This window comes from Lacrimispora sp. (assembly GCF_036758025.1).
In the GTDB taxonomy this organism is placed as follows: Bacteria; Bacillota; Clostridia; order Lachnospirales; family Lachnospiraceae; genus Lacrimispora.
Window position 1 is genome coordinate 66,527 of the sequence record NZ_DAIOXM010000008.1, and the last position, 26,400, is coordinate 92,926.

23 protein-coding genes and 1 riboswitch are annotated in these 26,400 nt (G+C 42.7%); of the genes, 4 read left to right on the forward strand and 19 right to left on the reverse strand.

Annotated features, from left to right (window positions below; all coding sequences use genetic code 11):
• Positions 1-3: 3 nt before the first annotated feature.
• The 3 genes from gcvPA to gcvT all read right to left on the reverse strand — a co-directional run bounded on the left by gcvPA (position 4) and on the right by gcvT (position 2,882).
• Positions 4-1,323 (reverse strand): aminomethyl-transferring glycine dehydrogenase subunit GcvPA, encoded by a 1,320-nt coding sequence (gcvPA, locus tag V7M78_RS08945; RefSeq protein WP_333648591.1) that lies wholly within the window; start codon positions 1,321-1,323, stop codon positions 4-6.
• A gap of 15 nt (positions 1,324-1,338) precedes the next feature.
• A complete protein-coding gene (gcvH, locus tag V7M78_RS08950; RefSeq protein ID WP_333648593.1) occupies positions 1,339-1,722 on the reverse strand; it encodes a glycine cleavage system protein GcvH in 384 nt (127 codons plus the stop codon).
• A gap of 77 nt (positions 1,723-1,799) precedes the next feature.
• The gene (gene gcvT / locus V7M78_RS08955; RefSeq protein ID WP_333648595.1) at positions 1,800-2,882 is read right to left on the reverse strand and encodes a glycine cleavage system aminomethyltransferase GcvT; all 1,083 of its coding nucleotides are present in this window, start codon (positions 2,880-2,882) and stop codon (positions 1,800-1,802) included.
• Positions 2,883-3,040: 158 nt separating this feature from the next.
• Positions 3,041-3,123, reverse strand: a riboswitch (glycine riboswitch).
• A 443-nt stretch (positions 3,124-3,566) separates the two neighbouring features.
• On the opposite strand from gcvT, the gene V7M78_RS08960 reads away from it, so the two are divergent.
• Complete coding sequence (locus tag V7M78_RS08960; protein WP_333648597.1) at positions 3,567-4,733, forward strand: ROK family transcriptional regulator; 1,167 nt, start codon at positions 3,567-3,569, stop codon at positions 4,731-4,733.
• Positions 4,734-4,826: 93 nt separating this feature from the next.
• Here V7M78_RS08960 and xylB read toward each other — a convergent pair whose 3' ends face one another.
• From xylB to V7M78_RS09010, 10 genes are all read right to left on the reverse strand, one after another.
• The gene (gene xylB, locus V7M78_RS08965) at positions 4,827-6,296 is read right to left on the reverse strand and encodes a xylulokinase (protein WP_333648599.1); all 1,470 of its coding nucleotides are present in this window, start codon (positions 6,294-6,296) and stop codon (positions 4,827-4,829) included.
• Between the two features lie 24 nt (positions 6,297-6,320).
• A complete protein-coding gene (gene xylA / locus V7M78_RS08970) occupies positions 6,321-7,640 on the reverse strand; it encodes a xylose isomerase (protein WP_333648601.1) in 1,320 nt (439 codons plus the stop codon).
• A gap of 306 nt (positions 7,641-7,946) precedes the next feature.
• A complete protein-coding gene (locus V7M78_RS08975; protein ID WP_333648603.1) occupies positions 7,947-8,855 on the reverse strand; it encodes an RraA family protein in 909 nt (302 codons plus the stop codon).
• A 15-nt stretch (positions 8,856-8,870) separates the two neighbouring features.
• A complete protein-coding gene (locus V7M78_RS08980) occupies positions 8,871-10,241 on the reverse strand; it encodes a mandelate racemase/muconate lactonizing enzyme family protein (RefSeq protein ID WP_333648605.1) in 1,371 nt (456 codons plus the stop codon).
• A 13-nt stretch (positions 10,242-10,254) separates the two neighbouring features.
• The gene (locus tag V7M78_RS08985) at positions 10,255-11,094 is read right to left on the reverse strand and encodes a carbohydrate ABC transporter permease (protein WP_333648607.1); all 840 of its coding nucleotides are present in this window, start codon (positions 11,092-11,094) and stop codon (positions 10,255-10,257) included.
• A gap of 25 nt (positions 11,095-11,119) precedes the next feature.
• Positions 11,120-12,013 carry a carbohydrate ABC transporter permease gene (locus V7M78_RS08990; protein WP_333648609.1) on the reverse strand — a complete coding sequence of 298 codons (894 nt, stop codon included), beginning with the start codon at positions 12,011-12,013 and terminating at the stop codon, positions 11,120-11,122.
• A gap of 61 nt (positions 12,014-12,074) precedes the next feature.
• Positions 12,075-13,436: an ABC transporter substrate-binding protein gene (locus V7M78_RS08995; protein WP_333648611.1), complete on the reverse strand. Its 1,362-nt coding sequence runs from the start codon at positions 13,434-13,436 to the stop codon at positions 12,075-12,077.
• 13 nt (positions 13,437-13,449) lie between these two features.
• On the reverse strand, positions 13,450-14,466 hold the full coding sequence (locus tag V7M78_RS09000; RefSeq protein ID WP_333648613.1) for a LacI family DNA-binding transcriptional regulator: 1,017 nt from the start codon (positions 14,464-14,466) through the stop codon (positions 13,450-13,452).
• A 667-nt stretch (positions 14,467-15,133) separates the two neighbouring features.
• On the reverse strand, positions 15,134-15,913 hold the full coding sequence (locus V7M78_RS09005; protein ID WP_333648615.1) for a PhzF family phenazine biosynthesis protein: 780 nt from the start codon (positions 15,911-15,913) through the stop codon (positions 15,134-15,136).
• A gap of 25 nt (positions 15,914-15,938) precedes the next feature.
• Entirely contained in the window at positions 15,939-17,138 is a 1,200-nt protein-coding gene (locus tag V7M78_RS09010; protein ID WP_333648617.1) for an MFS transporter, read from the reverse strand.
• A gap of 113 nt (positions 17,139-17,251) precedes the next feature.
• On the opposite strand from V7M78_RS09010, the gene V7M78_RS09015 reads away from it, so the two are divergent.
• Positions 17,252-18,121 carry a LysR family transcriptional regulator gene (locus tag V7M78_RS09015; RefSeq protein ID WP_333648619.1) on the forward strand — a complete coding sequence of 290 codons (870 nt, stop codon included), beginning with the start codon at positions 17,252-17,254 and terminating at the stop codon, positions 18,119-18,121.
• Here V7M78_RS09015 and V7M78_RS09020 read toward each other — a convergent pair.
• From V7M78_RS09020 to V7M78_RS09030, 3 genes are all read right to left on the reverse strand, one after another.
• Positions 18,118-18,711 carry a sugar O-acetyltransferase gene (locus V7M78_RS09020; RefSeq protein ID WP_333648621.1) on the reverse strand — a complete coding sequence of 198 codons (594 nt, stop codon included), beginning with the start codon at positions 18,709-18,711 and terminating at the stop codon, positions 18,118-18,120. The genes V7M78_RS09015 and V7M78_RS09020 overlap by 4 nt on opposite strands.
• 278 nt (positions 18,712-18,989) lie before the next feature.
• The gene (locus V7M78_RS09025; RefSeq protein WP_333648623.1) at positions 18,990-19,157 is read right to left on the reverse strand and encodes a GNAT family N-acetyltransferase; all 168 of its coding nucleotides are present in this window, start codon (positions 19,155-19,157) and stop codon (positions 18,990-18,992) included.
• A 106-nt stretch (positions 19,158-19,263) separates the two neighbouring features.
• On the reverse strand, positions 19,264-20,247 hold the full coding sequence (locus tag V7M78_RS09030) for a helix-turn-helix domain-containing protein (RefSeq protein WP_333648625.1): 984 nt from the start codon (positions 20,245-20,247) through the stop codon (positions 19,264-19,266).
• A gap of 182 nt (positions 20,248-20,429) precedes the next feature.
• On the opposite strand from V7M78_RS09030, the gene V7M78_RS09035 reads away from it, so the two are divergent.
• Together V7M78_RS09035 and V7M78_RS09040 are read left to right on the forward strand one after the other, a co-directional pair.
• Entirely contained in the window at positions 20,430-22,166 is a 1,737-nt protein-coding gene (locus tag V7M78_RS09035; protein ID WP_333648627.1) for an ABC transporter ATP-binding protein, read from the forward strand.
• Positions 22,167-22,181: 15 nt separating this feature from the next.
• Complete coding sequence (locus tag V7M78_RS09040) at positions 22,182-23,891, forward strand: ABC transporter ATP-binding protein (protein ID WP_333648629.1); 1,710 nt, start codon at positions 22,182-22,184, stop codon at positions 23,889-23,891.
• Between the two features lie 84 nt (positions 23,892-23,975).
• Here the strand turns inward: V7M78_RS09040 and V7M78_RS09045 are convergent, their stop codons facing one another.
• From V7M78_RS09045 to V7M78_RS09055, 3 genes are read right to left on the reverse strand one after another with little or no spacing between them, the layout of a single operon-like run.
• A complete protein-coding gene (locus V7M78_RS09045) occupies positions 23,976-24,644 on the reverse strand; it encodes an MgtC/SapB family protein (RefSeq protein ID WP_333648631.1) in 669 nt (222 codons plus the stop codon).
• A 19-nt stretch (positions 24,645-24,663) separates the two neighbouring features.
• On the reverse strand, positions 24,664-25,530 hold the full coding sequence (locus V7M78_RS09050) for an HAD family hydrolase (RefSeq protein WP_333648633.1): 867 nt from the start codon (positions 25,528-25,530) through the stop codon (positions 24,664-24,666).
• Between the two features lie 13 nt (positions 25,531-25,543).
• Positions 25,544-26,377 carry an HAD-IIB family hydrolase gene (locus V7M78_RS09055; protein WP_333648635.1) on the reverse strand — a complete coding sequence of 278 codons (834 nt, stop codon included), beginning with the start codon at positions 26,375-26,377 and terminating at the stop codon, positions 25,544-25,546.
• Positions 26,378-26,400: the final 23 nt, after the last annotated feature.

The window sequence follows — 26,400 nt, forward strand, 5'->3', positions numbered from 1 at the left end:
TCCTTACACCTCCTTCAGAATGTCGATGACACGGTCAATGTCATCCTTTGCATTCAATTCCGTACAGCACCATAGGATCTGCCCTGCTCTTTTACCGGTTAAGGGATAGCCTCCAAGAATTCCCTGGTTCTCCAGGGCCCTCAGAACATCTTCTGTGGGAGCCTTGGAAATGGTCACAAACTCATGGAAGAACTCCCCTTCATTGATAACCGGATATCCAATGGATTCCAAACGGTCAGCCATATAATGGGCCTTTGACATGGACTGGACCGCTGCCTCTTTCAGCCCTTCCGGCCCCATTGCCGAAAGATATACGGATACTGCCAAAGCGCAGAGGGCCTGGTTTGAACAGATATTGCTCAATGCCTTTTCTCTCCTGATGTGCTGTTCCCTGGCCTGAAGGGTCAGAACGTATCCCGTTTTTCCGTTGGAGTCAACGGTTTCTCCGGCAATTCTTCCCGGCAGCTTTCTGGTCATATCCTTGGTGCAGGCCATAAAACCGATATACGGTCCTCCAAATGACAGAGGAAGTCCAAGAGGCTGTCCCTCTCCCACCGCAATATCAGCACCGTACTCTCCCGGTGTCTTAATGAGCGCCAGGGAAATAGGATTCACTCCCATAATATACTTTGCTCCGGCTTCCTTTGCTATAGTTCCGATCTCCTCTGCCGGTTCTAAGCTGCCGTAATAATTAGGATTCTGGATATAGACACATGCAGTCTGTGCGTCTGCCTTTTCCTTTAAGAAATCCAGGTCTGTAAGGCCGTCTTTTTCAGGAATGACAACCAGCTCCATCCCATTTCCAAAGCAATATGTTTTTATAGTCTCCATAACCTGAGGATGAACTGCGGCCGAAACAAAGGCCTTATCCTTTTTCCGGTCCCTGCACATAGCCACTGCTTCTGCAGCCGCAGCCGCACCGTCATACACGGAAGCATTGGCCGTATCCATTCCTGTCAGTTCACAGATCATGGTCTGGTATTCAAATATGGAACGCAAAATTCCCTGGCTCAATTCCGCCTGATAGGGAGTGTAAGCCGTATACAGGGTTTCCTTGGACAGCACGCTTTTCACAATGGAGGGAATATAGTGCTTATATGCACCTACTCCACGGAATACCACGGGAAACACCTTGTTCTTTGATGCAATGCCTTCCATTTTTCTGTACACTTCCATTTCAGACATTCCCCGGGGAAGGTTTAATTCTCCTTTCAGCATAACCTCCTGGGGAAGCTGTCCAAAAAGGTCTTCTATTTTCTCAACACCGATGGCTGACAGCATTTCTTTTCTGTCTTGATCAGTTGCAGGTATAAATGAACCCATATGCGAACCTCCTTTTTATTCCATCTCGTTTTTCACAAATTCCTCGTATTCCTCAGGGCTTAAGAATTCTTCCTTATCCGTAATGTCTGTGATTTTTACAAACCAGGCTTCATAAGGAGCTTCATTGATGTTTTGGGGCGCATCCAGAAGTTCTTCATTGATTTCCGCCACAACTCCTGTTACCGGGCAATACACGTCAGAAACGGCTTTTACAGACTCCACATCGGCAAAGGACTTGCCTGCTTCTGTTTCATCCCCCTCCTCCGGAAGGTTCACAAATACAAGCTCTCCCAGTGTATGCTGGGCATAATCCGTAAGTCCCACCAAAGCAGTTGTCTCATCCTCAAACTTCACCCATTCATGTGTTTTTGTGTAAACCAGATTTTCTAATACCTTCATAATTTCGTCTCCTTTTCAATATGATTTCCCTTGCTTTTTGCATATAAGTATGCCCGCAGGGTGCTTTTTTTGATCACTTATTTTGACTTTTTATAAAATGGAAGGGGCACTACTTCTGCCTCTACTTCTCTTCCTCTGACCATTACGGTTACCTTTGTGCCTATTGCTGTATATTCCTTATCCAAAATAGCCATTGCAGCCGGGTAGCCTAAATAGGGACAGTGGGTTCCCGATGTGGTAAAACCGATCTTTTTCCCGTTTACAAGAACTTCCTCCTGCTCCCGTATGATTCCCCGTCCCGTTACCTTTAAGCCTGCCCTCTTTCTGGTCAGGGAATCCTTATCCGGCAAATGGCTTTTTCCTATAAAATCTTCCTTCTGCATCTTCACGGCAAATCCCAGTCCGATTTCCACAGGGTTTATTTCATCGTTCATTTCATGGCCGTAAAGGGGCATTCCGGCCTCCAGCCTTAAGGTGTCTCTGGCTCCCAGTCCGCAGGGGATGATTCCATATTCTTTTCCAGCTTCTAAAAGAGTTTCCCAAATGGTTTGTGCATGTTCATTGTCCAGATAAAGTTCAAATCCATCTTCTCCCGTATATCCGGTTCTGGATACGATACAGGAAATTCCGGCTACCTTGGCATCAAAAATAGCATAGTAATATTTTTCCGGGATGTCAGCGGTCAGCTTCATCAGTATTTCCTGGGACTTAGGCCCCTGAAGGGCGATTTGTGAGACCTGGCTGGAAATATCTTCAAATACAACATCCCCAAATTGATGATCCAGCATCCACTGGTAGTCTTTATCTTTATTAGACGCATTTACCACAATAAAATATTCCTCATCCTGCTTTTTATACACAATCAGATCATCTACCGTCCCTCCGTGCTCATTGCACATAGGGCTGTACCTTGCCTGCCCGATTGCCATGCCGGTGAAATCATTGGTCAGGAGCTTCTGCAGGTTGTTTAATGCATCTTTCCCCTTGCAGATGATTTCCCCCATATGGGAAACGTCAAAAAGCCCGGCTCCCGTTCTTACTGCCATATGCTCCTTGATAATTCCCTGTTCATATTGGATGGGGAGCAGATACCCGGCAAAAGGGACTATTTTGCCATGATACTTCAAGTGCATTTCATAAAGCGGTGTTTTTAGTTCCATGTTGTAATCCTCCTTAAAATTTACATGTAATAGGAAAGTCTTCCCTTTATCTAACAAAAAGAGGCAGAAAAAAATATCCTTATGAGATATTCCTAACTGCCTCTGTCCTTTTACCTGAAAGATTGACTTCTTCGGTACATAAATGTTCTCCAGAGTTACGTCCAAACCCGATCCTTTTGCCTGAGAGTTTTCGCATTCCCCTTCGGCGGCATGTTTCTGTGCTCTCTCTCGGATTCTTCTTCCGTTATTTAATATTGATATTATCAGACTATTTTAACAATGTCAACCGCTTTTTACCCGATTTTTTGTGACATTTTTAACAATTAAAGACTCTGAATTTAATTGTTAATCATTTAATTAAGACTCCCATATAAGTTGGCGTCGTTTATGGAAAATTCTTAGGAAACAAATATCCAGCTCGGATATTATTATACATAAAAATATGCTCCCAAGCTATGTGACATGGCCTGGGAGCGTATTTTTATTGGTCCGCAAGGCTAATTCCTGATTTTTGCGGCATCTCAATAAATTCAACTATCTGCAGACATTATAACTATGTTCTTTTGCTCCTATTACAGAACTACTCCTAGTACAGTTATCCCTATGTGTTTTTACGACTTGCAAGTATAGAATAATCTATGATAAAATACATTGATATTATGTATAGAAATTGAGGTAGTTATAATGGTTGTTGGAAGCAAAGAACTAATTCGTGATATTAATACTAACCTAATATTAGAATCTATTATTAATGTAAGCTCTATTTCAAGAGTAACTTTAGCAAAAAATCTAGGGCTTACAAAAGCAACTGTTTCTGCTATCGTACAAGATTTAATTAACAAAAAATTAGTAATTGAAATAGGAAGTGATGATACTACCAAGGGAAGGAAACCTATTCTTCTTTCTTTTAATCAAAGGGAAGGTTATGTGATATCCATTGATTTAGGAGTTGATCACATCTCCCTTCTTTTATCAGACTTAAAAGGAGAAAACCGCAAGTTAAAGCAATATAAAAATTCTGTGCCTTCTTTTCGTATTATAGATCTTCTTAAGAACATCATTGACGATACTCTGGCTGAACTTTCCACTACCGTTTATGGTGTAATTGGAATTTCTCTTAGCATCCACGGAGTTGTTTATAAAAATTCCATTGTTTTTACTCCTTATTATTCTTTAGAACAGATTGACTTAAAAAAGGAACTGGAAGATATATTTCATATCCCTGTTTATGTAGAAAATGAAGCTAATCTATCGGTAATAGGCGAAAAAACCTTCTGTTATGATTATCCTAACATTATTAATATCAGTGTACATTCGGGTATTGGTATTGGCATTATTTCACAAAACAAACTGTATACTGGATATAATGGCTATGCCGGTGAGTTTGGTCATACCATTATTGTTCCTGATGGAAGACCTTGTCCTTGCGGAAATAAGGGGTGCTTTGAACAATATGCTTCTGAAAAGGCTCTGATGCAGGAATTTTCCAAATTAAAAAATCTTCCCCAAATGGATTTTGATTCTTTTGTTTCTTATTATAAAAAGGGTGATCCGGACGCACAGATTATATTAAATGAATTCATTAGATATATGTCGATTGGAGTTAATAACATATTAAATACTTTTAATCCTGATGTTATTGTTATTAACAGTTCCTTCGTTACGTATTTTCCTGATACTATTGATAGGATAGAGTCTTCTATTACAAACCGAATGAATAAATATTGTACTCTTTTACCTTCTAAGCTTCAGGATATTGCAACCCTTCTTGGAGGAACCTGTACTTGTATTAAAAACTTTTTAGGTATTAAATATCTTCAATTAAATACAAAGCCTTCTCAATCGGCATAACTCCAAAAATTTATCTGCCATACATTTCATAAGGGCATTCCTGCTTATAAGGAATGCCCTTGCTCAGTTTTTAATCATCAAATAAATAACGTTTTATAGTAGTTTGTCAAACAAGTCCTTCACATCAGGATAAATTCCCACAAACTTTTTATACTGTTCGTCATATGCCGTTACTAGCACTTCCTCTTGTTCTACGGTATTGATTACTTTTATAAGTTCAGAAGCTGCTTCTTCTACAGTAGCATACTCATTGCACCCTACGGCAGCTAATATAGCAGCTCCAAAAGCAGGGCCTTCTTCACTATTAATCGTATCCACTTTAACATTTAAAATATTAGCGATTATTTTTTTCCAAATGGAACTCTTTGCCCCTCCTCCGTTTATGCGGGCTCTTTTAATGTCAATACCCAGAGATTTTACAATCTCAAAAGTATCACGAAGGGCAAAAGCAACTCCTTCCAGTACAGCCTGAGTCATATCCGCTCTCGTGGTGTCCATAGTCATTCCTATAAAGGTTCCTCTCGCATTGGGATTGTTATGAGGAGTTCTTTCGCCCATTAGATAAGGTAAAAAGAAAACATGATTTTTCCCCAGGTTCGTAATAAGCTCTTGTTCCTTCTGATATTCTTTTGTATCCAGGATCTCATCCATCCACCACTTATTAGAAGCTGCTGCACTGAGCATTACTCCCATAAGATGATACCTTCCATCTGCATGTGCAAAGGAATGAAGAGCATTGTTATCATCTACACCAAAGTCTTTACTGGATACAAAAACAACTCCTGAAGTTCCAAGGGATATATTACACATACCATCGCCTACTGTTCCTGTTCCAACCGCTGCAACAGCCTGGTCTCCTCCTCCGGCGATTATCTTAATATCAGACGGAAGATTTAGTTCAGCAGCCACCTCTTCTGTTAAAGTGCCTACCACTTGACTACTTTCAAATACTTTAGGAAGATGATCTTCTGTAATTCCTATAATCTCAATCATTTCCTTAGACCATCTTCTTTTTCTTACATCCAGAAGCAGCATCCCCGAAGCATCGGACACATCTGTACAATGAACACCTGATAATTTATAAGCAATATAATCTTTCGGGAGCATAATCTTTTGTATCTTAGAAAAGTTCTCCGGTTCATGATTCTTTACCCATAAAATCTTAGGAGCAGTAAAACCTGTCAGCGCTATATTGGATGTATAATCAGATACCTTCTCTCTTCCTATTACACGGTTCAGATAATCACACTCTGCCGCTGTTCTTCCGTCATTCCACAGGAGCGCAGGGCGGATTACTTTATCTTCCTTATCCAGAATAACGAGTCCATGCATCTGTCCGCTAAAGCTGATTCCTCCAATGGCTTGCTTATCACAATCTTTAGTTAATTCTTTTATTCCTGCTGCTGTCTGTTCATACCAGTCCTCTGGATTCTGCTCCGACCATCCCGGTTGTGGATAGTAGATCGGATACTCTTTGGAAACAATTTTTTTAATATCTCCCTTTTCATCCATAAGGAGCAGTTTAACTGCAGATGTTCCTAAATCTACACCAATATATAACATAGTCCTTCTCCTCGTATAAAGTAACTATTTTGTTTCCATAATATACTGATTCAAGATGCTTTCCAATAGTTCCTGGCGCCCCGACACATTAGGTGTAATTCCATTTTCTAAAGCATATGTCTCTAATTCTTTAAATCCCACTTTATTTTCTACAATATCTTTTCCAAGCCCTTCTTTATAGCTTGCATAACGATTTTCTTTAAAGTCTTCAAAAACTCTGTCTTCAATTAATCTGGCCGCTACTTTTAAGCCTCTTGCAAATGCATCCATACCAGCTATATATGCATAAAACAGATCATCCTCCTCAAAAGAAGCCCTTCTCACTTTAGAGTCAAAGTTTAATCCGCCTTTTGTAAATCCTCCATCTAATAAAATTTCATACATGGCAAGAGTGGTATCATAAACATTAGTCGGGAATTGATCGGTATCCCATCCAAGTAACATATCTCCCTGGTTTGCATCTACACTTCCAAGTGCACCATTGATACGGCTTTGGTTTAATTCATGCTGGAATGTATGTTGTGCAAGAGTTGCATGGTTTGCTTCAATGTTAAGTTTAAAATAATCTTGTAAATTGTATTTTCTTAAGAATGCAAGCACTGTTGCAGTATCAAAATCATATTGATGTTTCGTTGGCTCCTTTGGTTTTGGTTCGATTAATAATTGTCCTGTAAAGCCGATTTCTTCTGCATAGTCAACTGCCATCTTAAGTAATCTTGCAAGATTATCAAGTTCTAATGCTGTGTCCGTATTGAGTAAGGTTTCATAACCTTCACGTCCGCCCCAGAATACGTAGTTTTCGCCGCCAAGGTCTTTTGTGATTTCCATCGCCTTTTTAATCTGAGCTGCTGCATAAGCGAATACTGTTGCGTTGCAGGAGGTCCCAGCTCCATGAACGAATCTTTCATGGCCAAATGCATTAGTAGTTCCCCATAAGCACTTAATTCCCGTTCTGGCCATCTCTTCTTTGATAACACCTACAATTACGTCCAGTCTTTCATTGGTTTCTTTTAAATCCTTTCCCATGGGAGCAATGTCCCTGTCATGGAAACAGAAGAAAGGAATCTGCATCTTTTCCATAAATTCAAATGCTGCATGAACACGTTCAATTGCTTTTTCCATGGTATCCTCTGTATTATCCCAGGGACGGAACATACTTGGTCCTCCAAAAGGATCATTCCCCATGTAAGTAAATGTGTGCCAATAAGACATGGCAAATCTAAGCTGGTCTTTCATGGTTTTTCCCATAACAATCTCATCTGGATTATAATATTTAAATGCCAGACAATTTTTGCTCTCAGGTCCCTCATAGTTGATTTTTCCAATACCATTAAAATAGCCCATACTTATTTCCTCCTTATATAATTCAGTCACTAAACTAATTGCGATGTTTTTAATTTACTATACTTTTTTATCCTTGTCAACATAAAATATGAAGTATAAACATCTTGAATCTAACCTCAAAAAGGAACATACATAACAATCGTACTAATTCCTTTTATGTTCACATAAAAGCACCCTCATATGAATTTATCAATGCTTAGGAAACATGATTCATATGGGGGTGCTTTTATTTTGAGATAAACGAGCTAAGAATCTATATGATCCGGCAGCCCCTTCTTTTCGCCAACCGTTTGAACAAATCTAACATCAAATCAAATATCCTTTCATCAGTTCATCAATAGCCGCTTGATCTCCATGTGCCGCATTAATCTCCATGGACCAATCCAGCCCGCGATATTGTTCTCCTGACGGATCAGTATCTAAGAAAAAAATCATCTCATTCACCATATCTAATGTCCAGATCGTACTGTCAATCTCAGCCGCCGTATATTTCCCAAGGGCTAACATTGCGAAACCAAAGATATCCTTGGCTTGCGTCTTCTGCGCGCTGTTAACCACATCTTCTACCAGATGTGCCGGAATAAACAGGACACCGCTCTTTGTACCAAACACTACGTCCCCGGGCATACAAACCGCAGCTCCGATTCTCGTCGGGCCATTATAAGATGCCATCAGGCATTCCCTGATCGGTGTGGGATCAGTTCCCCGGAAATAAACCTGGGTATCAATCTTTTCCATCTGTTCGATATCACGGACACCGCCCCAGATCACCGCACCGCCGCTCTTTGTTTTGATATTGATTGCAGTAGTCAGATTTCCGCCCAAAAATGTTCCATTCCATATCTTATTATACATGTCGGCAACCACAACGTCGCCTTCTGACAGGTTATCGACCACCCATTGATTGCATGTGCCTGAATATCCTTTGGTCCCCCTTTCCCGTTTAATACCATCCATAAGATCCGGGCGAGTCGGCATAAATGTAGCTGTCACCGCCCTGCCGACCAGTTTTTTTCCGGCATGAAGAGGCTTTAATTCACCCTCAAACTGGAACCGGTAATCTTTCATATATAAGGGCAGCCAGATTTCTTCCAGAGTCATTGATTTCAACTTTTCCAGTAAATGGTCCGCAACCTTTGGCCTGCCATCCGGCAGCCGTTCCCCCTGCCACAACTGAGTCAATTCTATAATCTGTTCCCTTGTATAATATATCATCTCATTCCTCCTATACTATGACCATGCTCTGTCATGTGAATAATCATCATCCCATTCCGCTGTTTCCTGCCACATCTCCGGATAGTCCGGGTGCAGATGTTCTTTGATAACCTCATCATTTAATGATTCAATCCCAAGTCCCGGCGCATCCGGCACAGTGATATAACCATCCTGAACAATTGGTTTGGGAAGTCCATTAACAAGATCAGACCACCAGGGAATATCCTGTGAATGAAATTCCAGTGCCAAAAAGTTCTCAGTCGCGGCCACACTGTGGACTGCTGCCATACAGGCAATTGGACTCTCCGCCATATGAACGGCCATAGCCACACCGTAATCCTGGGCCATATCACCGATTTTTTTATTTTCCAGAATTCCGCCGCTGGTCAGGATATCCGGATGGATCACCGACACTCCGCCGCCTTCCAGCAGTGGCCGGAAGTTTTCTTTCAGGTAAATATCTTCACCTGTGCAAATTGGCACACAGGTCGAATTACTGAGCCTTATGTACTGCTTCGTATACTGCCACGGAATCATATCCTCCATCCAGGCAATATTATATTTCTCCACACGCCTGGCCAGCTTAATACAAGATTCTACACCGATATGTCCAAAATGATCAATTGCTAATGGAATATCATACCCGATTACTTCCCTGACCTCTCTGACATACTCCTCTAAAATCTCATAACCATGCTCGGTCACTTGAACACCTGTAAACGGGTGGGGAATATTTTGCATATCATAATACCGGTTGCGTTGCTCTCGTTCCAGCGGTGAAACCTTTCGTTTGACCGCATCATAGGCAAGGGACGATTTTTTCAGTTCTTCGACAATTCCCAAGGGAGCATTTAAAGCACCTTTTTTGTCATACAACAGATCGATCCCCAGATCCATTTTCAGAAATGTAAAGCCGCTATCCATCCTGGCTTTTAAGGCTGCCCCCATCTCCTTACCGGTATGCTTGCCTTCAACATCGGTATCGCAGTACATCCTTATTTTGTCCCGAAACTTTCCGCCCAGCATCTGATAAACCGGGACGCCATAGGCTTTGCCCGCCAGATCCCAAAGGGCAATCTCAATACCACAAACGCCGCCGCCCTGACGCGCATCTCCGCCAAACTGTTTGATCCGGCGGAACAGCTTGTCTATTTGGCATGGGTTCTCGCCAATCAACCTGCTCTTCAGTGCCAATACATAATTCCTGGAAGCGCCGTCTCTGACCTCGCCGAATCCAACCAATCCTTGATTGGTATATACCTTTACCAGGGTACAATGCATGGGCGATCCGACAATATCCACCACCCGGATATCAGTAATCCGCAGATTTGATGGTGATGATGCCGTATGTACATGTTCTAATAAGTGATCATAGTTTGTATCCATAAAAAAATCTCCTTTACTTTACACTTCCTTCGTATTTTCCTGATATCAGCAGGCTCTGTGCCGCAATATAGAGAATTGTTACCGGCAATGAACATACCACCGATGCACTCATAATTCTGCCCCATATGGCCGAATCTGCAAATTTAAAGGCTGAAATTGCAACGGTAGCCGTTTTTTGGGCATTGCTGGTAGTCATAATCATTGCATATAAATATTCATTCCACGCCATCGTAAACGCAAATGTACCCACCACGGCGATCCCCGGAAGTGCAATCGGAATAATAATATGCCATAAGGTCTGCATCCGGTTGCAGCCGTCAATCAACGCAGCCTCTTCCAAAGCATAGGGTATTGCCTTAAAATAACTGATCAGCATATAGCAGCAATACGGTACTACAAATGTAGGATAAATAATCAGCAGGGCATATTTGTTATCATAAAATCCGAGACTGCTGACAAACACATACATTGGTACAAACAGAACTGCCGTCGGCATCAGATACGATACAATAATGCTGCTGCGGAACAGTTCCCGGCCCGGATATTTTAGCCTGGTCATGGCGTACGCCCCCAGTATGCCAATCGTCAGACAAATCACTGTCGTAATCGTGGCAACTACCAGACTATTCCAGACACTGTGTAAAAAAGTCGTATTAAAAATCAAATCAACATAGTGGTCAAATGTAATTACCTTTGAAAAAAGCGCCGGTCTTGCCACATACATTTCTGAATTCAATGACACAGATGATTTGACCATCCAATAGATCGGAAAAATCGTCCAGATCAGTGCCAGACATAAAATTCCGTAGGTCAGCACTGAATTCGTAATTCTTTTTCGCTTTGCCTTTACCATAATTACCTCCAGAATTCAGTGTTATTTATTCGCTGATATCTCGGCTGATAATCTTACGCGATACAATAATCATCAACAGCATCAAGGGGATAACCGAAACCGCTACCGAAAGTGCTCTGCCAAAGGAATTCTGGATAAACGCCAGATCATACGTATATGTGGATATCACACTTGATGAGTAAATCGGTCCACCTCCGGTGATCAAAAAAACATTTTCAAAATCATTAAATGTCCAGATCGTTGAAAGTAAGGTTGAAATTCCCAGAACACTTGATATTCCCGGCAATGTTATATAAATAAATTGTTTAAATGAACCTGCGCCATCAACATAGGCCGCTTCAAACACCTGTCTGTCCAGGGTCTGCAATGCCCCCAGCAGGCTAAACATAAAAAACGGAATTCCCCTCCACACATTGACAATCATTGTGGAAAGAAGGGTAATATTGGGATCGCTAAGCCATGGTATCGGCAGATCGATAACCCCTGCCTTCAGCAGCATACTGTTGATAATGCCATAGGTGCTGTCATACATCCAGCGCCATGTGGTAGCCGCAACCATCCCTGGCAATGCCCAGGGAATCAGCAGCACCGTACGAAAAAAAGATTTTCCCCGGAAATTCTGGTTTAACAATACCGCCAGCAGCAGACCCGCCAACAACTTCGCCGCAATACTCCCAACAGTATAAACCACCGTATTATTAAGCGACTTCCAATAGACCTTATCGGTAAAAAGCATCCGGTAATTCTCTAGTCCGACGAATTCCTCCTTCAAGCCCACCACCTTATCGGTAAAGCTTAAATACACCGCACGGGCAAAAGGAATACCGGTAATTCCGAAGATGATTAATACGATTGGAACCATCAGCAAGATACCATGCCACTTATCAATGATTTGTTGTGAATGTTTTCTTGGTTTCATCTTCTCTCGCCTTTCTCTGATGCCTGCAGGATGATTTTCTCCATCCTGCAGACCGCCAACTTTACTTGTATATCTTGTTCAATTCCGCTTCCAGTTGATTCAGAGCTTCCTGCGGATCCATTTTATTCACAACAATCTTTTGAACCGTCTTTACACATAACTGATTGGAGAATGATACCGTGGCCCTCTCATCCGAAGGTGCCGGATAATAAGTCTTATATGTATTCTTCGAGTTGGCCAGCCACCCTGCATTGACAGGATCCTTCCAGAATTCAGTATCATCAACACCGTTCACTACGGGCTGCCACATTGCTCCCATTGCTTCGATCATGTTATTATAATTATCCAGATCACTGAAATAGTATTTGATAAACTCTTTTGCTGTCTCGGTATTCTTGCCGGTTTCAAAAACACCGAATACATTGGCTCCCCCTAATGTATATGCCGTTCCGGTAGGTCCTGCCGGATAAGCAATGATCTGAGTCTTCTCCAGCAATTCCGGATTCTCTGTTTTCATACTGGATACTACCGAACCGGAATTACAGATCACACCAACCGTTCCAGCCAGATAAGCACTGTTATTCCAGCCATCATCACCTGTAATCCCATCCGGCGGAATCAATCCTTCTTCATAAAGACCGGCAATAAACTTAAGTGCCTCCAGTGTTTCCGGTGAATTAATTGTTACTTTCCCGCTTTCATCAACCGGCACTCCGCCCCAGTCAAGAATAATTGTCCGGCAGAATCCTTCGGCATCGCCGCCTCCTGATGCGCCCATAGCAAAGCCCATTCCATAAAAACCATTGGCCGGATCATTTATAACCTTGGCTCCTGCTTTCAGTTCTTCCCATGTTTGAGGAATTTCCATTCCGGTCTCCTGCCATTTATCCATTCTTAAATACATCCCCGGCGCTGTAAATGCCAGAGGTACTAAAAATTCTTTGCCGTTGAATGTTCCCAGAATCTTGGCATTATCAGTAAAATCTACGTCTGCAAAAACATCGGCACAATCGGCAATCTGATTCATGGATACAAATTGACCTACCAGAGTATCGTCTCCCACAATCAAATCCGGAGCATTCCCCGCTTCAATTGCTGCCATCAGCTTTTGTTTCATATCAGCCGCCGGAACAATGACATAATTCACCTCCACATTATGCTCGGCCCCATAAGCATCGACCTTTGCTTTCATAAGAGTGTTATATCCTTCTACATATTCCGATTTGTCCCAGAATACCAATTGCCGTTTCTCCTTTGGATCCTGCTTTTCTGTCCCCTGGGAATCTGCTGCTTTTGTTGTTGCCTCAGTAGGCGCAGCCGTTGTCACCACATTGTCTGAATTTTGTACGGAACATCCCGCTGCGGAAAGCAGCATCACTCCGCCAAGTGCCACACACAACAAGTTCCATTTGGTTTTTTTCATGTAAATCCCTCCATTATTTGGGCTTTATACTGGAATTTTTGATCTGCAGTTTTAACGGAATCAATTCTGACTTAAACGGTTTGCCCGTATCAATTGATCTGATCAGTTTGTGCAGCGCAGTCTTTGATACCTTCTCCACCCGCGATTCCACACAAGAAAAATCACTATAGGGCTCCGTTACCTTTGATTTTTTGTAATATTCAAGAATCACTACCGAAATATCCCCCGGTACCTGCAGTCCATACCCCTTTACAACATCCATAAAGATATCAATAAAGCAGCTGCTGATACATACAGCGGTCGGGCGGTTAGCTGGATTAAGCATTTCATTAAAGAGCAGCTTGATATCCGAAACCCTATGCCTCCAGTTAATTCTAAGGTACTGATACTGTTTTTCAATCTCCTTATTCTCTGCCAAAAATTCAAGAAAAGCCATATTCCTGTTAATTTCTACGACACCATCTGCCGTCCCCTCTGTAATAATGGCTGCCTTTTTGTGCCCGAATGTATAAAAATAATCCAGCACCTGCTTCAGTCCACCGGCATGATCAGACGCAACGTAGTTATAGTCCTCTTCATTATAGAGTTTACCGACACAGACATACGGTACTCCTGCCCGTCCAAATTCCCGGAAGATTGGTTTACCTTCTTCCAGATCAAACAGCAGAATACCATCAACCAGTGACGACGCCAGACTCTTGAGATACTCAATGGTCTGACTCTGATTGTCAGTATCCATCGAATAAATCAAGATATTATAGCCAAGATTTTTTGCCTCATCTCCAATTGCGGAAAACACAACCGGATAATACATTGAATCATACAACTGTGAAATGTTCCGCGGAATAGCTAGACAAATCGTTTTACTGTGATTCTTTGAGGACAGCCGCCTGGCACTCAGGCTTGGTGTATATCCCAAAGTCTCAATTGCACTTCTTATCTTTTTATTTGTCTCGTCAGACATTCTCGCAAAGTTTCCATTTAAATAATTTGATACTGTAGATTTAGAAACACCTGAAAATTTTGCCACATCTGATATTGTTATATTCTTCATCGCTTCACCTCTGTTATAATAAATAATATCCTTATTTTACCATGATTCAGTTAAGAATATCAATAAAAAGTGAATCGGTTTAGTATACCGGTTTAGTATACCGGTTTATCAAGATGTGAAAAAAATAAGAAGTTTGGTGGAACGGTTTATCTATGTAAGTTCAATATATGCCTCTTTGAATAGTTTGTCAACATCTTTTTGTGTATTTTACATTTTTTTTTTGCAAAGTTAAAATTTTTACAAATAGTATTCCACAAAAAAACATGCTAAATCCAATGCAAAAAGTGGCAGAATCACCATATATACTTCCTGATGATTTTGCCCTAATAGTTATCTGGATTACAAGCCCCGCGATTAAATTATTCGTTAATTATAGTTAACATTTTTGCTCATGGGGATATAATGTTCCTTCGCCATTTCATCGCCTGCCAGATACAGGTCAAAAAACTTATGGGGTCAAGATTCTTTAACCATCAAGAAAGCTTGATAGTATTCCATGTATTCATCAATCTCGTCTTTTAATTTCCAGAATTTGTTTGGAAGAAATATTTTTGACATTAAGATTTAGAAGATAATATTTCGATTTCTTCTTTTGAAAAATTCTGATTACGATAAGCCGGGGCTATTCTTTCTCTTCTGCGATTTAATTATCAATATAGAGTTCCGCTATAGAATAAAGCACCGCTTTACCGCTGAGTTTTACCCTATTGCCCTCCATCCGGCAATAAAGCATGCCGCCCCGCTCAGATGCCTGATACGCCACAATCTTATCCTTTTTCAGTCTATTGGCCCAATACGGCACAATATGGCAATGGCCCGAACCGCATACCGGGTCCTCAGAGACATTACATTTGGGGGCAAATGTACGTGATACACAGTCGGAATCTTTTCCCTCAGAAGTCGCATGGAGGAGTAACCCATCCAACATCTTCACTTTCTCTAAATTGGGATTCAGATTCCTCACCGTGGCTTCGTCCTCAAACACACACATCAAGTCTCTGCCCATATAGGCTTCTTTCGGTACAGCACCGAAAGCCTGAATGATTTGCTCTGTTACGGTGACAGGACTAAGATCATAAGCGGGAAAATCCATTTCATAAAGATTTTCCTGTTGTTTCACAATCAAATCTCCACTGAGCGTTTCAAATGTAACAATGTCCCATGTTGTCTCTATATAATTTAGTACAACATAGGCACAAGCCAGAGTTGCATGGCCGCATAGGTCGATTTCACCGCCTGGTGTAAACCAGCGCAGATGATATTTTTCTCCCTTTTTCACCGCAAAGGCGGTTTCAGATAAGTTATTTTCTGCTGTAATTTTCAACATTAATTCATTCGAAATCCAGGTATCCAGAATGCAAATAGCTGCAGGGTTTCCGCCAAATACCTTATCTGTGAATGCGTCAACTACGTATTGTTTCATTTTTGTGTTCCTCCTTTATTTGTTTTCAGGCTTCTTTGATACGAAAGCTCACAAAAGATGCAAGTGCGCTGAGCAATACACTTGTGCCCCATATAAAAGTATAGCTGCCAGTAGCTGAAATACTTACTCCTCCAAGCCAGGCGCTGAAGAAACTCCCAATCTGATGAGAGAGAAAAGCAATGCCAAATAGTGTTGCCAGCTTTGCAGCTCCAAAGGTTCGGCTGACAAGACCAGAGGTAGGCGGAACCGTCGAATTGCCGGTCATGCCCAAAAGGATTGTAAAAGCGTATATTGTCAACAGGGTTTTGGGGACAAGAAAAAATGTCAGAACAATGATACATCTTAACCCATAGAGAAAGCCAAGCACCTGTTTCATCTGTAACCGGCTGCAAGCCGCACCGCTTAATACGCATCCGATAATTGAAGCGAGTCCGTAAATGGAAAATGCATATGCAGCGGTTTTTTCCGAAACTCCATAGGTGGTAATCTGGGTATATAGATGTGTTTCAATAATTGCCATGTGAAATCCGCAAGTAAAAAATCCAATCAGCAAAAAACGATATGTACTGCTATGAATCGCGTTAAAAAACAGTTCCTTCATGGACTCCCGGCGCTCGTCTTTTGGTGAGGATTCCTGCCCTGTCCTGGGTCTGCACAGCCATAGAGCCACCGGAAGAAGCACCAGCGTCGGAACGCTTAGAAAAATCATTGCCCCAATCAGTCCACTGGAAGCGATCAAAGCCTGTGCAACCGGGGACAGTATGATACTGCCGATGCCGCTGCTTGCACTGACAAAACCTGAAACCGTTGAAGCGCTGCTGGCGGGAATCCTTGGTGTAATCGCACCCATTACAATTCCAAAGGACAGTGCGCCGGTTCCAGCAGGCAATACGATACCGAGAAAGATCATCAGCATCCAGGCTGACCGGCAAAAAGGAATCATCAAAAGCCCCGCCGCCATGGAGAGAATACCCCAGCACAGCACAAAAAGATTGGATTTTTTCAGTGCCACAATACCGAATACCGGCTGCATGATGCCAAACACAAGCTGTCCTACAGCTAACACAAAACTGACAGAGGAGTATGCAAGACCACTGCTTGCCGATATAGCACCCAGCATAATACCGTAATTACTGCGTATTCCTGAGCCTATACCGTAGAGCAGGCAGGAAGCTGTTGTCACCAGCAAAATAGAAATGAGATTATTTTTCCTAATAGTTGTCATCGGCATTAACCACCCGTTTCTTGTGTTTTTCTTGGATTTATTGTATACTGACTTTATAAATTAGTAAAACAAATAATTCTAATCCAATTATTAGAAAAGGTGATTTGTCAATTATGAATAGATATATTGCACTTGAAAAAATCATTGAACTCAACAGCTTCACAAAAGCAGCCGACGCACTTGGGTATACCCAATCTGCTATCAGCCAAATGATTGCATCTTTAGAAGAAGAATTATCCATGAAACTGCTCTACCGTTCCCGTGTCGGAGCAAAATTGACAAAGGAAGGGGAAGAACTATATCCGTTTATTGAGAAAATGATTTTACAATACCAGGGATTGCAGGAAAAAGCAAAAGAGATAAAAGGCTTAGATACTGGAATTATTCGTATTGGCACAATTTCCAGTATCACTTGCCATTGGCTGCCAAACTTAATGAGAGATTTTCAAGTTATGTATCCAAATGTACAATTTATACTGCACCAAGGGGATTACAGCTCAATACAAGAGTGGATAAAAACTGAAGCTGTGGATTTTGGCTTTATTAACCCATATGCAGTAAATGGAATAGTAACCCACACAATAAAAACTGGAACTATGCCGGTAATTCTTCCTCAAGATCATCCCTTGTCTTCTTATGAGGTAATACGTTTAGATGAAATAGTTAATGATTCATTTATATTGTTAGAGGAAGGACATTACAGTGAACCATTAGAAGCATTTGAAGCCTGTGGTCTAAAGCCCAATATTAAATATACGCTTCATGATGATTACGCAATTATGACAATGGTAGAAGCCGGTCTTGGTATTAGTATCTTAGCAGAGCTTGTTTTACAGCGCACCAATTATAATATTGCCATTCGCCCTACAGAGCCGCCTATTACCCGGACACTGGCAGTAGGCTATAAAGAGAAAAACAGCTTACCGATTGCAAGCAGATATTTCATTGATTATTTATTTGCTAATGCAGATCGATTGCTCTAAATATATGGGAAACCAGTTTTATCTGCCTCTGTAATTTCCCGGATAACTCTGCATGGAACACCCGCAGCGATAACATTTGCAGGAATATCTTTAGTTACAACACTTCCGGAACCAATAATTGAATTGTCACCGATGGTAACACCTTGATTGATGTGCACGCCGGCTCCGATCCAAACTTTATTTCCAATCGTTACTTTTTTTGCATAACAGCCGCCTGCGGCACGTTCATCCGCGTCAATTGCATGGTTTGACGTATAAATACCCACTTTAGGTCCAAATAAGACATTGCTGCCAATTTCAATCCCACCGCCATCTAACATGATACAATCAAAATTTGCATAAAAGTTATCGCCAATGGAGATGTTAAAACCAAACTCACATCTGAATGTAGGTTCAAAATGTACGCTAGAACCGATAGAATGTAATACCTGTTTTAATAATTCCTCTCTTACATGTGCTGGCTGCCCAAATGAAGCGTTGTACTGATTTGTCAATAAAACTGTTTTTTCTCTCGCCTCTACCAATTCCGATGTTAAATCATTATACATTTTTCCAGTTAAAATATACTGTCTCTGTTCCTCTAAAGTCATGAAAATCCCTCCATTCTGATTCAGATTATAGCAAAATTTCTTATTGTGATTCCGAGATTAATTGCTGCATTGCCGCCAATCCATACATCGTTACCGATCATAACATTCTTGTAAGTCATAGAATTAAACGTTCCTATTGCCCCCAGTATATTAATTTATAAATTTTTATTTAACATTCTACTATAAAGCAATACCAACTACAAGAAATATTTATTCAAAGTCAGTAGAGGAGGCATATAAACTATGTTATTTAATTTTTCTATTTCTATATTTAGAAATTATAAGTCTTTGCGCATTAATAAATCTGTTTGTGCTTCTTCTCCCATAAAAAAAGAATCTGCTCCAATTTCATAAAATCCACTCTTTTTATAAAATGCAATAGACTTGGCATTCTTTTCCCATACACCAAGCCATATATAGGTTTTTCTCCCGATACTAAACTGCATTGCATACTCCGGCTTACTTATGCCATTCTGCTACACAAGCAAACCACTCATAACAAATCCATACTAAAATCTACAATATTATCACAAATATAATTCAGCCATGACCTCACTTTTGCTGCGCCATCCTCCTGTACTCCCCCGGCAGCAGCCCCGTACTCTTCCGGAATAATTCAGCAAACCGGCTGGCATTGGAATACCCCACCAGACCGGATATCTGTCCAATGGAGAAATCCGTACCGCTTAAATAATACTCTGCCTGGCTCATCCGTCTCTGCTGTATATACTCCGTTATGGTGCAGTCATTTACCTGCTTAAACGTTGTTTTAAGCTTGGTCGCTCCCATGCAGGCAATCTGCATCAGCCGCTCCATAGGCACGTCAAATGCATAATGGTCGTTTAAGTATGCGGTGACATTCTGAATCTGCATCATATCCTGATCCGGCAGGGTGCGGACATGCAGTTCCTTTCCCTTCCTTCCCTTCTGCCGTTCAATGACCAGAGAGATGGCCTCTGCCACCTTTCCCTCATAAAATAACTTAGCAGCAATGCCTTCGCCTCTGTAATTCATGATTTCCGTAAACAGCCTTGACATTTCAGGAAAGCCGGCCGTCTGTCCGATGCATCGAAAAGCATTTTGAGGATTTACATATTCATCCGGATACTGGTTTTTCAAATAATTCTCATAATATGCAGGCATGATCTCAATTCCAACGGAACGAATGGGAATGTTCTTGTGAATCAAAACCTTGTAAGGCTCCTCCCCTCCCATAAAAGTTTTGATACAACCCGCTGACAGGCGGCGGTATGGAGAAAGTTCTTCCCCTGAAATGGAGTCATACCTTGTAATGCTCAGGCATTCCGGAAAGGAAAACTCCAGAAGGCTGTCCTTATAAAACGAAAAATTGTGAATTTTAATATCAAACAAATCCTTCTGTCCGTAAGTCCAGTAAGTTCCCTGTCCAAGGCTGGGAGAAAGACGCCAGCAAAGCCCCATCCTGCCGTATTCATGGTTTTCCGGTTCAAGGGAAAACCCGTGTTCTTTTAAAAGAGGCCCATAATAATCCTCTAAAATATCATGTACTTCAGCCAAAATATCACCTCCATGCCTTGATCAGACGTTTTTATACCTTGATCAGACGCAATTGCCCTGAACGTATTGCATATGTCCTGAATCAATAGTAGCATAAAAACAGTTAGGGTAATCTAACCTCAAAATAACACAAGAAGGCGGCCCTGTCAATCACCGCCGCCCATAAACAGGAGGGAATATATTTGAACAGAAAAAAAGTAAACCGCGCCGCCTTATTGCTTGACTGGGCAGGAGACCAGAGAATCTGGCTGATTCTATCCGTTTTCCTATCGCTTCTAAGCGGCCTTTGCACCATGGTTCCGTATATCGGAATTCACCGGCTGATGGAAGCTGTATTTACAGAAACTTTCACAAAACATATGGCCATGGAGACAGCTTTCCTCATAGCCACAGCAGTAATCCTGCGTTTTGGCCTGTTTGGCCTTTCCGGCCTGGCTTCCCACAAAGGAGCCTACGGAGCATTGTATAAAGTCCGCTGCATGGTCGCCGATCACATGGCAAAGGTACCTTTAGGGGCATTAAATGAGAGACGCACCGGAGATATAAAAACCGTCCTTAATGAAGATATTGAAAAGCTGGAATTATTCCTTGCCCACAGCCTTCCGGATCTGGTCTGCTATCTGGCTGGCCCGGTGGTCATTTTCGTCTATCTTCTTACAGTCAATGTACCTCTGGCCCTCATTTCCCTGGCCCCTCTTTTTCTTGCTGCCTTGGTCATGGGAATGATGTTTCACAATACAACTGCCCTGATGGAACGGGCAAGCCGCTCCATCGCTTCCCTCAATTCTGTCATGATTGAGTATATCAGCGGAATGAAGCTGATTAAAGCTTATAACATGGGCAGCAAATCCTTTCAGAAATATTCAAGCGCCATTCAGGAAGAAAACGACATGTGGAATGAAATGTCCCGCCGTATGGGGCCTCCCTATGCAGCCTTTGTGGTCATTATTGAGTGCGGCATGCTGCTCATGGTTCCTTTCGGCGGCATATTTTTCTTAAAAGGCTCTATAAGTGCCAGCGCCCTTTTGCTTTTTATTTATATAGGCTCTTTGTATTTGACCGAAATCCGCCCTCTTCAGGAGCTGGGAACAAACCTTGCAAATGTGCTGAATGCAGTCACCAAAACCAAAGAAATCCTGGATATTCCCATTTATGAGGGAGGCACTGACTTTCCCAAGGAGCATCATATTGAACTGAAACATGTGGATTTTTCTTATGACGGAAAAACAGAGGTTTTAAAAAACTGCAGCATTCAGATTAAAGATGGGGAGCGCATGGCCCTGGTGGGACGTTCCGGTGCCGGGAAAAGCACAATCATTGAATTGATTTCCCGTTTCTATGATACAGGAAAAGGGGAAGTCCTGATCGGCGGAAAGAATGTAAAAGAACTTAATTACGAAACAATCTTAAAAAATGTAGCTATTGTGTTTCAAAAAACATTTCTGACCCGTGACAGCGTCTTTGAGAACATACGCATGGGCAGCGACGCCTCCCTGGAAAGCGTGAGGGCCGCTGCAAAGGAAGCCCAGATTGACGACTTCATCATGTCCCTTCCCGCCGGCTACGACACAAAGGTGGGAAGCTTTGGCTCCCGGTTCTCCGGCGGTGAAAAACAGCGTATTGCCATTGCACGGGCCATATTGAAAAATGCTCCTATTCTGATTCTTGACGAAGCCACCTCTGCCTCTGACCCGGAAAATCAGGTGGAAATTGATAAGGCCATCCAGAACCTGTGCAAAGGAAAGACTGTGATTGTGGTGGCGCACCGTCTGAGCGCCCTGAAAATGTGTGACAGTGTGGCTGTTGTGGAAAATAACACCATTACCTGCGTCGGCACTCATGAGGAAATCCGCCAAAGCAACGAATACTACCGCAAAGCCTGGGCTGATTATGAAGCAGCCCGAAGCATCACTTATTAATGAAAGGGGAACCAAATGACAGGCAGTGAAGTCTTAAAGAAAAACAAAAACTTTTATATCGGTGTGACCGGCACCGTCCTGGAAGGCCTGCTTTCAGGCAGCTTATTCATGCTTCTGTATGCCACAATAGAATCTCTGTGGACGGATAGCTTTGACTTAAACCGTTCCCTCCTTCTTACAGGGATTTTAGCGGGAATTTTTGCCCTCCGCATCCTGATATACAGCTTTGGATATACCAAAGCCCAGATCGGAGGTGCCCAGGTCAGCAAAGAAATCCGACTGTTTCTGGGAGATAAAATAAAAAAGATTCCTTTATCCCGCTTCACAAAAGGGCAGACCGGAGGCTATATCAATACCATCACCAGCGATGTCAACAGCTACGAAAAAATACTTACCCATAAGATCGGAGATCTGGCAAAAAGCATTGCCCTCTCCCTCATGCTGATCGTATTTGTCATGAGCTTGTACTTACCTGCCGGGCTGGTTCTGTTCTTTGCTGATCTGCTGCTGGTCCCAGGCCTCTGGCTCTCCTTTTCCATGGTACGCAAATATGGAAATGAGAAAAATGACATCTGTTCGGAAAATGTCAGCAGCATTGTGGAATACGTTTCCGGGATACAGACCTTTCGCGCTTATGGGGTGGGAGGAATGAAAAATAAAACTGTCACCAAGGCAATGAAAGACTTTTGCGATATCAGCTTTCTATATGAAGCAAAGGTGATTCCCATCGGCGTTGGTTTGGGAATTTTAATCTGGATGTCCTGCCCTCTGACCATATGGCTGGCTTACACTCCATGGGAATCCGGCACCCTTGATACAGTTTCCTACCTGTTGATCTGCATGCTGCCCCTTTTTTGTGCAAAGCTTGCCAATACCATTTTCATTGATTTAACCAGCTATAAAAACCTGATGATTTCCAAAGAGAAAATCCTCCGTATCATGGGTGAGGAAGAGGAAACCGGAACCATAGGGCCATTTCAGGCGAAATCCTGGGATATTGAATTTCAGGATGTGGATTTTTCCTATGTCAAAGGAGAGTCTGTATTAAAGCAGGCTTCTTTCAACGTGCCGGAGCACAAGTTGACCGCCATTGTAGGGGATTCCGGTTCCGGAAAGTCAACCATTTTAAATCTGATTTCCAAGTACTATGAAGCGGATGGCGGTACCATTTCCATAGGAGGCATACCCATCAACCATGTGGCAGCGGAACGGGTTTTGGAGCAGATATCCATGGTGGAACAGGATGTATTTCTGTTTGATGATACCGTCCGTGAAAATATCCGCCATGCACGCCCAAGTGCATCAGATGAGGAAATTGAAGCCGCCTGCATCGCTGCAAACTGCGACGGATTTATTGGTAAAATGGAACAGGGCTATGACACTTCCACCGGGGAAAACGGCAATCTCCTCTCCGGCGGGGAACGGCAGCGCTTATCCATTGCCCGGGCCATTTTAAAGGACAGTCCTATTCTGCTTTTAGATGAAGCCACGGCCTCCCTGGATATTGAAAATGAACTGGCTGTTAAACAGGCCATTGCCAATCTGCTGAAAAACAAAAAGACAGTGGTTATGATCGCCCATACCCTGTCAATTGTAAAAAATGCGGATCAGATTCTGGTGGTGGCAGATGGGAAAATTGCGGAAGCCGGAACTCATGAAGAACTTTTAGAGAAAGGAGGAAAATATGCCGCCATGTGGCAGGCAGAACGAAAAATTTCCTCCTGATATGTGATTTCTGCCGCTGAAGATGGCTGGATGCAAAAAAACGCAGCCTGTGTGTTGAGCCAGGCTGCGTTTTTTCACTTCATATTACCCTACAATTGTATGGACCCGGGAATCCTTGGACCATTGGGTAATCAGCACATTTTTATCATATTTTGCCGGATAAACCAGCTCAAACTCCAGTTTTGTTCCTGATTTTTCTTTATTGACCTTCATCCTGATCTGCTTAATCTTATTTTCACAAAACTGCTGCTGCAATTCGTCAAGCACTTCCTCATTTTCTTCTGCCACAACCATTTTTAAATATCCTCTCACCGGTTCGGCCGTTAAGAAAGTGGTCTTATGCAGTATAACCTGTGTCAGAACGATCATAATGCCCGCACTGGCTCCCACAAAGTAGGCGCCTGCACCTACCGCCATACCCACTCCGGCTGTCGCCCAGATACCGGCGGCTGTGGTCAGACCGCTGACCGTATTGTTTTTTACAAAGATCACTCCTGCACCCAGGAAACCGATTCCCGACACAATCTGGGCTGCCACCCTGGAAGCATCATAATCCGGTATATCCATAAACCCGTATTTTGACACAATCATAATCAGAGCCGCTCCCAGACTGACAATGGCATGGGTTCTCATTCCTGCGCTTTTGTCCCTGTTTTTCCGCTCATACCCAATGAGATAGCCGAGAAAACAAGCTAAAATCATGCGTCCTAAAAGTTCTGCCTGGTGATGATAATTCATCACAATCCAATCCATATCCTCACCTCAAATGATTCTAAGCCCACGATGGCTTTTTGCACAGTGCCTGATCAAACTGTGCCAGCACCATATCTTCCGCCTCCCCGCCATAGGTTCCGCTTATAAAAGCTGTTAAATACTGCTGATAAAACTGTTTCCATGACTCTGCCTCCCGAAGAGGCAGAACCGGATAAAATAAAATCCCGTTGTCGCTGGCTGCCGCCTTATCTCCCGGAGCATCTCCAATCATCAGGCAGCGGTCCGAGGCATAGTCCGCCTTAACCCGGCCAATACAATCTGCCTTGCTTCCGGCTTCCTGTCCGCACACAGCGGATACGTAGGGAAGCAGCCCGTGTTCCTCCCATTCCCTCATCAGGGCCTCCGTAGAGGTGGCTGAAACAATCACGATATCGGCCTGCAAGGCCAGTGCCTCCAGACTTTCCCTGACAAAAGGAAATGGAGGAACTCCTCTGACCATCTCTTTAATTCTATGATTGCATTCCAGGCTCCATTCCAATGTCTTTTTCAGTTCCGGAATATCCTGATGCCGCTCCAGAGATTGATGGTTCAAAGGCTCACCGCTTTCAATCCACTCTTTAAGCCGTTTGTGCTCCGGCATGGTAAAACCGGTCAAAGCCTTGACTTCCCTTCTCTGTTCCAATAGTTCCAGCACCAGCTCCAGTGCCGTAAAGCGGTTAATCCCTCTGTATACTGAATAAAGATTGACAAAGTCCCATGCTTCCCTGGCATATCTGGATACTGCCTGAAGATCCCAGGCATCCACAGTTGCCGGGCAAAAGCATTCCTTATGCTTCAGCTCCATCACATCAAAGGCACATCCATCGGAATCAATACACATCAGGAAATCGTGGGCTGGTCGAAAACCATCAACAGTCTTTGTCATATGTTCCCTCCTTTTACAGCAGATACGCTTCAATCATTGAAGCCACCCCGTCTTCATCGTTGCGGGGTGCCACTGCCTTTGCCTGGTCCTTAATGAAATCCGGTGCATTTCCCATGGCAACGCCGAAGCCCACCTTTTTAATCATGTCGAGGTCACTGCTGGAATCACCGATTATCATACACTCTTCCGGTGATACCCCCAACTCCTTTAATACCGCTGCCGCTGCCTGCTCTTTATCAAGAGTCCGGCTGGAAAACTCCAGGTCCGGCTTAACCTCCTCCCGGGTGTGCTTAATGCAGCCGGTATCCGTCAGCTGAATATACAGGGACTCCTGCATTGCTTCCGGTATTCCATAAATATTTACCTTTTCAATCCCGATGCCATGGGAAAGCAGATATTCCCCCGGTGAGTCCACTGCTAACTGACAGTGCTCATCTTTTATGTACCAGATGTGATGAGCCGGAACAGGCATTTCATCCAGTTTCTCATCTACAGCCCGCTCCAGGAAAATGGTATTCTGTGCTGCAATCTCCGCATAAATTCCATTCCCTTCTATAATACGGCAGATTTTTAAGGAATCTGCGGGAGTGATGAGATTTTCGTACAGGGTTCGTCCGGTATCCCGGTCAAAAGCCCTGGCACCATGGCTGGTAATGCAGTACCGGATTCCTTTCATATTGAGCAGCTGCGGAGGAAACATATCAAGCACTCTTCCGGTACAGGGCACAACCTGGATGCCTTTATCTATTGCTTTTTGTATGGCGTTCATATTCCGTTCCGATACATGAACCTGATCATTGGTCAATGTTGTGCCGTCTAAATCCAAAAATAAAACCTTTATCTCCATATCCAACCGCCTTCTTCTATTAT

Excerpts from the sequence above, each read along its gene's own strand:
- V7M78_RS09005 (WP_333648615.1), bottom strand. The coding sequence starts at position 15,913 with ATGAAACAATACGTAGTTGACGCATTCACAGATAAGGTATTTGGCGGA.
- V7M78_RS09020 (WP_333648621.1), bottom strand. The coding sequence starts at position 18,711 with ATGACTTTAGAGGAACAGAGACAGTATATTTTAACTGGAAAAATGTAT.
- V7M78_RS08980 (WP_333648605.1), bottom strand. The coding sequence starts at position 10,241 with ATGGATACAAACTATGATCACTTATTAGAACATGTACATACGGCATCA.
- V7M78_RS08960 (WP_333648597.1), top strand. The coding sequence starts at position 3,567 with ATGGTTGTTGGAAGCAAAGAACTAATTCGTGATATTAATACTAACCTA.
- V7M78_RS09010 (WP_333648617.1), bottom strand. The coding sequence starts at position 17,138 with ATGACAACTATTAGGAAAAATAATCTCATTTCTATTTTGCTGGTGACA.
- V7M78_RS09040 (WP_333648629.1), top strand. The coding sequence starts at position 22,182 with ATGACAGGCAGTGAAGTCTTAAAGAAAAACAAAAACTTTTATATCGGT.
- V7M78_RS09025 (WP_333648623.1), bottom strand. The coding sequence starts at position 19,157 with ATGCAGTTTAGTATCGGGAGAAAAACCTATATATGGCTTGGTGTATGG.
- gcvPA (WP_333648591.1), bottom strand. The coding sequence starts at position 1,323 with ATGGGTTCATTTATACCTGCAACTGATCAAGACAGAAAAGAAATGCTG.
- V7M78_RS09050 (WP_333648633.1), bottom strand. The coding sequence starts at position 25,530 with ATGACAAAGACTGTTGATGGTTTTCGACCAGCCCACGATTTCCTGATG.
- gcvT (WP_333648595.1), bottom strand. The coding sequence starts at position 2,882 with ATGGAACTAAAAACACCGCTTTATGAAATGCACTTGAAGTATCATGGC.
- V7M78_RS08990 (WP_333648609.1), bottom strand. The coding sequence starts at position 12,013 with ATGAAACCAAGAAAACATTCACAACAAATCATTGATAAGTGGCATGGT.
- V7M78_RS08985 (WP_333648607.1), bottom strand. The coding sequence starts at position 11,094 with ATGGTAAAGGCAAAGCGAAAAAGAATTACGAATTCAGTGCTGACCTAC.
- xylA (WP_333648601.1), bottom strand. The coding sequence starts at position 7,640 with ATGGGCTATTTTAATGGTATTGGAAAAATCAACTATGAGGGACCTGAG.
- V7M78_RS08975 (WP_333648603.1), bottom strand. The coding sequence starts at position 8,855 with ATGATATATTATACAAGGGAACAGATTATAGAATTGACTCAGTTGTGG.
- V7M78_RS09015 (WP_333648619.1), top strand. The coding sequence starts at position 17,252 with ATGAATAGATATATTGCACTTGAAAAAATCATTGAACTCAACAGCTTC.
- gcvH (WP_333648593.1), bottom strand. The coding sequence starts at position 1,722 with ATGAAGGTATTAGAAAATCTGGTTTACACAAAAACACATGAATGGGTG.
- V7M78_RS08995 (WP_333648611.1), bottom strand. The coding sequence starts at position 13,436 with ATGAAAAAAACCAAATGGAACTTGTTGTGTGTGGCACTTGGCGGAGTG.
- V7M78_RS09055 (WP_333648635.1), bottom strand. The coding sequence starts at position 26,377 with ATGGAGATAAAGGTTTTATTTTTGGATTTAGACGGCACAACATTGACC.
- V7M78_RS09045 (WP_333648631.1), bottom strand. The coding sequence starts at position 24,644 with ATGGATTGGATTGTGATGAATTATCATCACCAGGCAGAACTTTTAGGA.
- xylB (WP_333648599.1), bottom strand. The coding sequence starts at position 6,296 with ATGTTATATATTGGTGTAGATTTAGGAACATCTGCAGTTAAACTGCTC.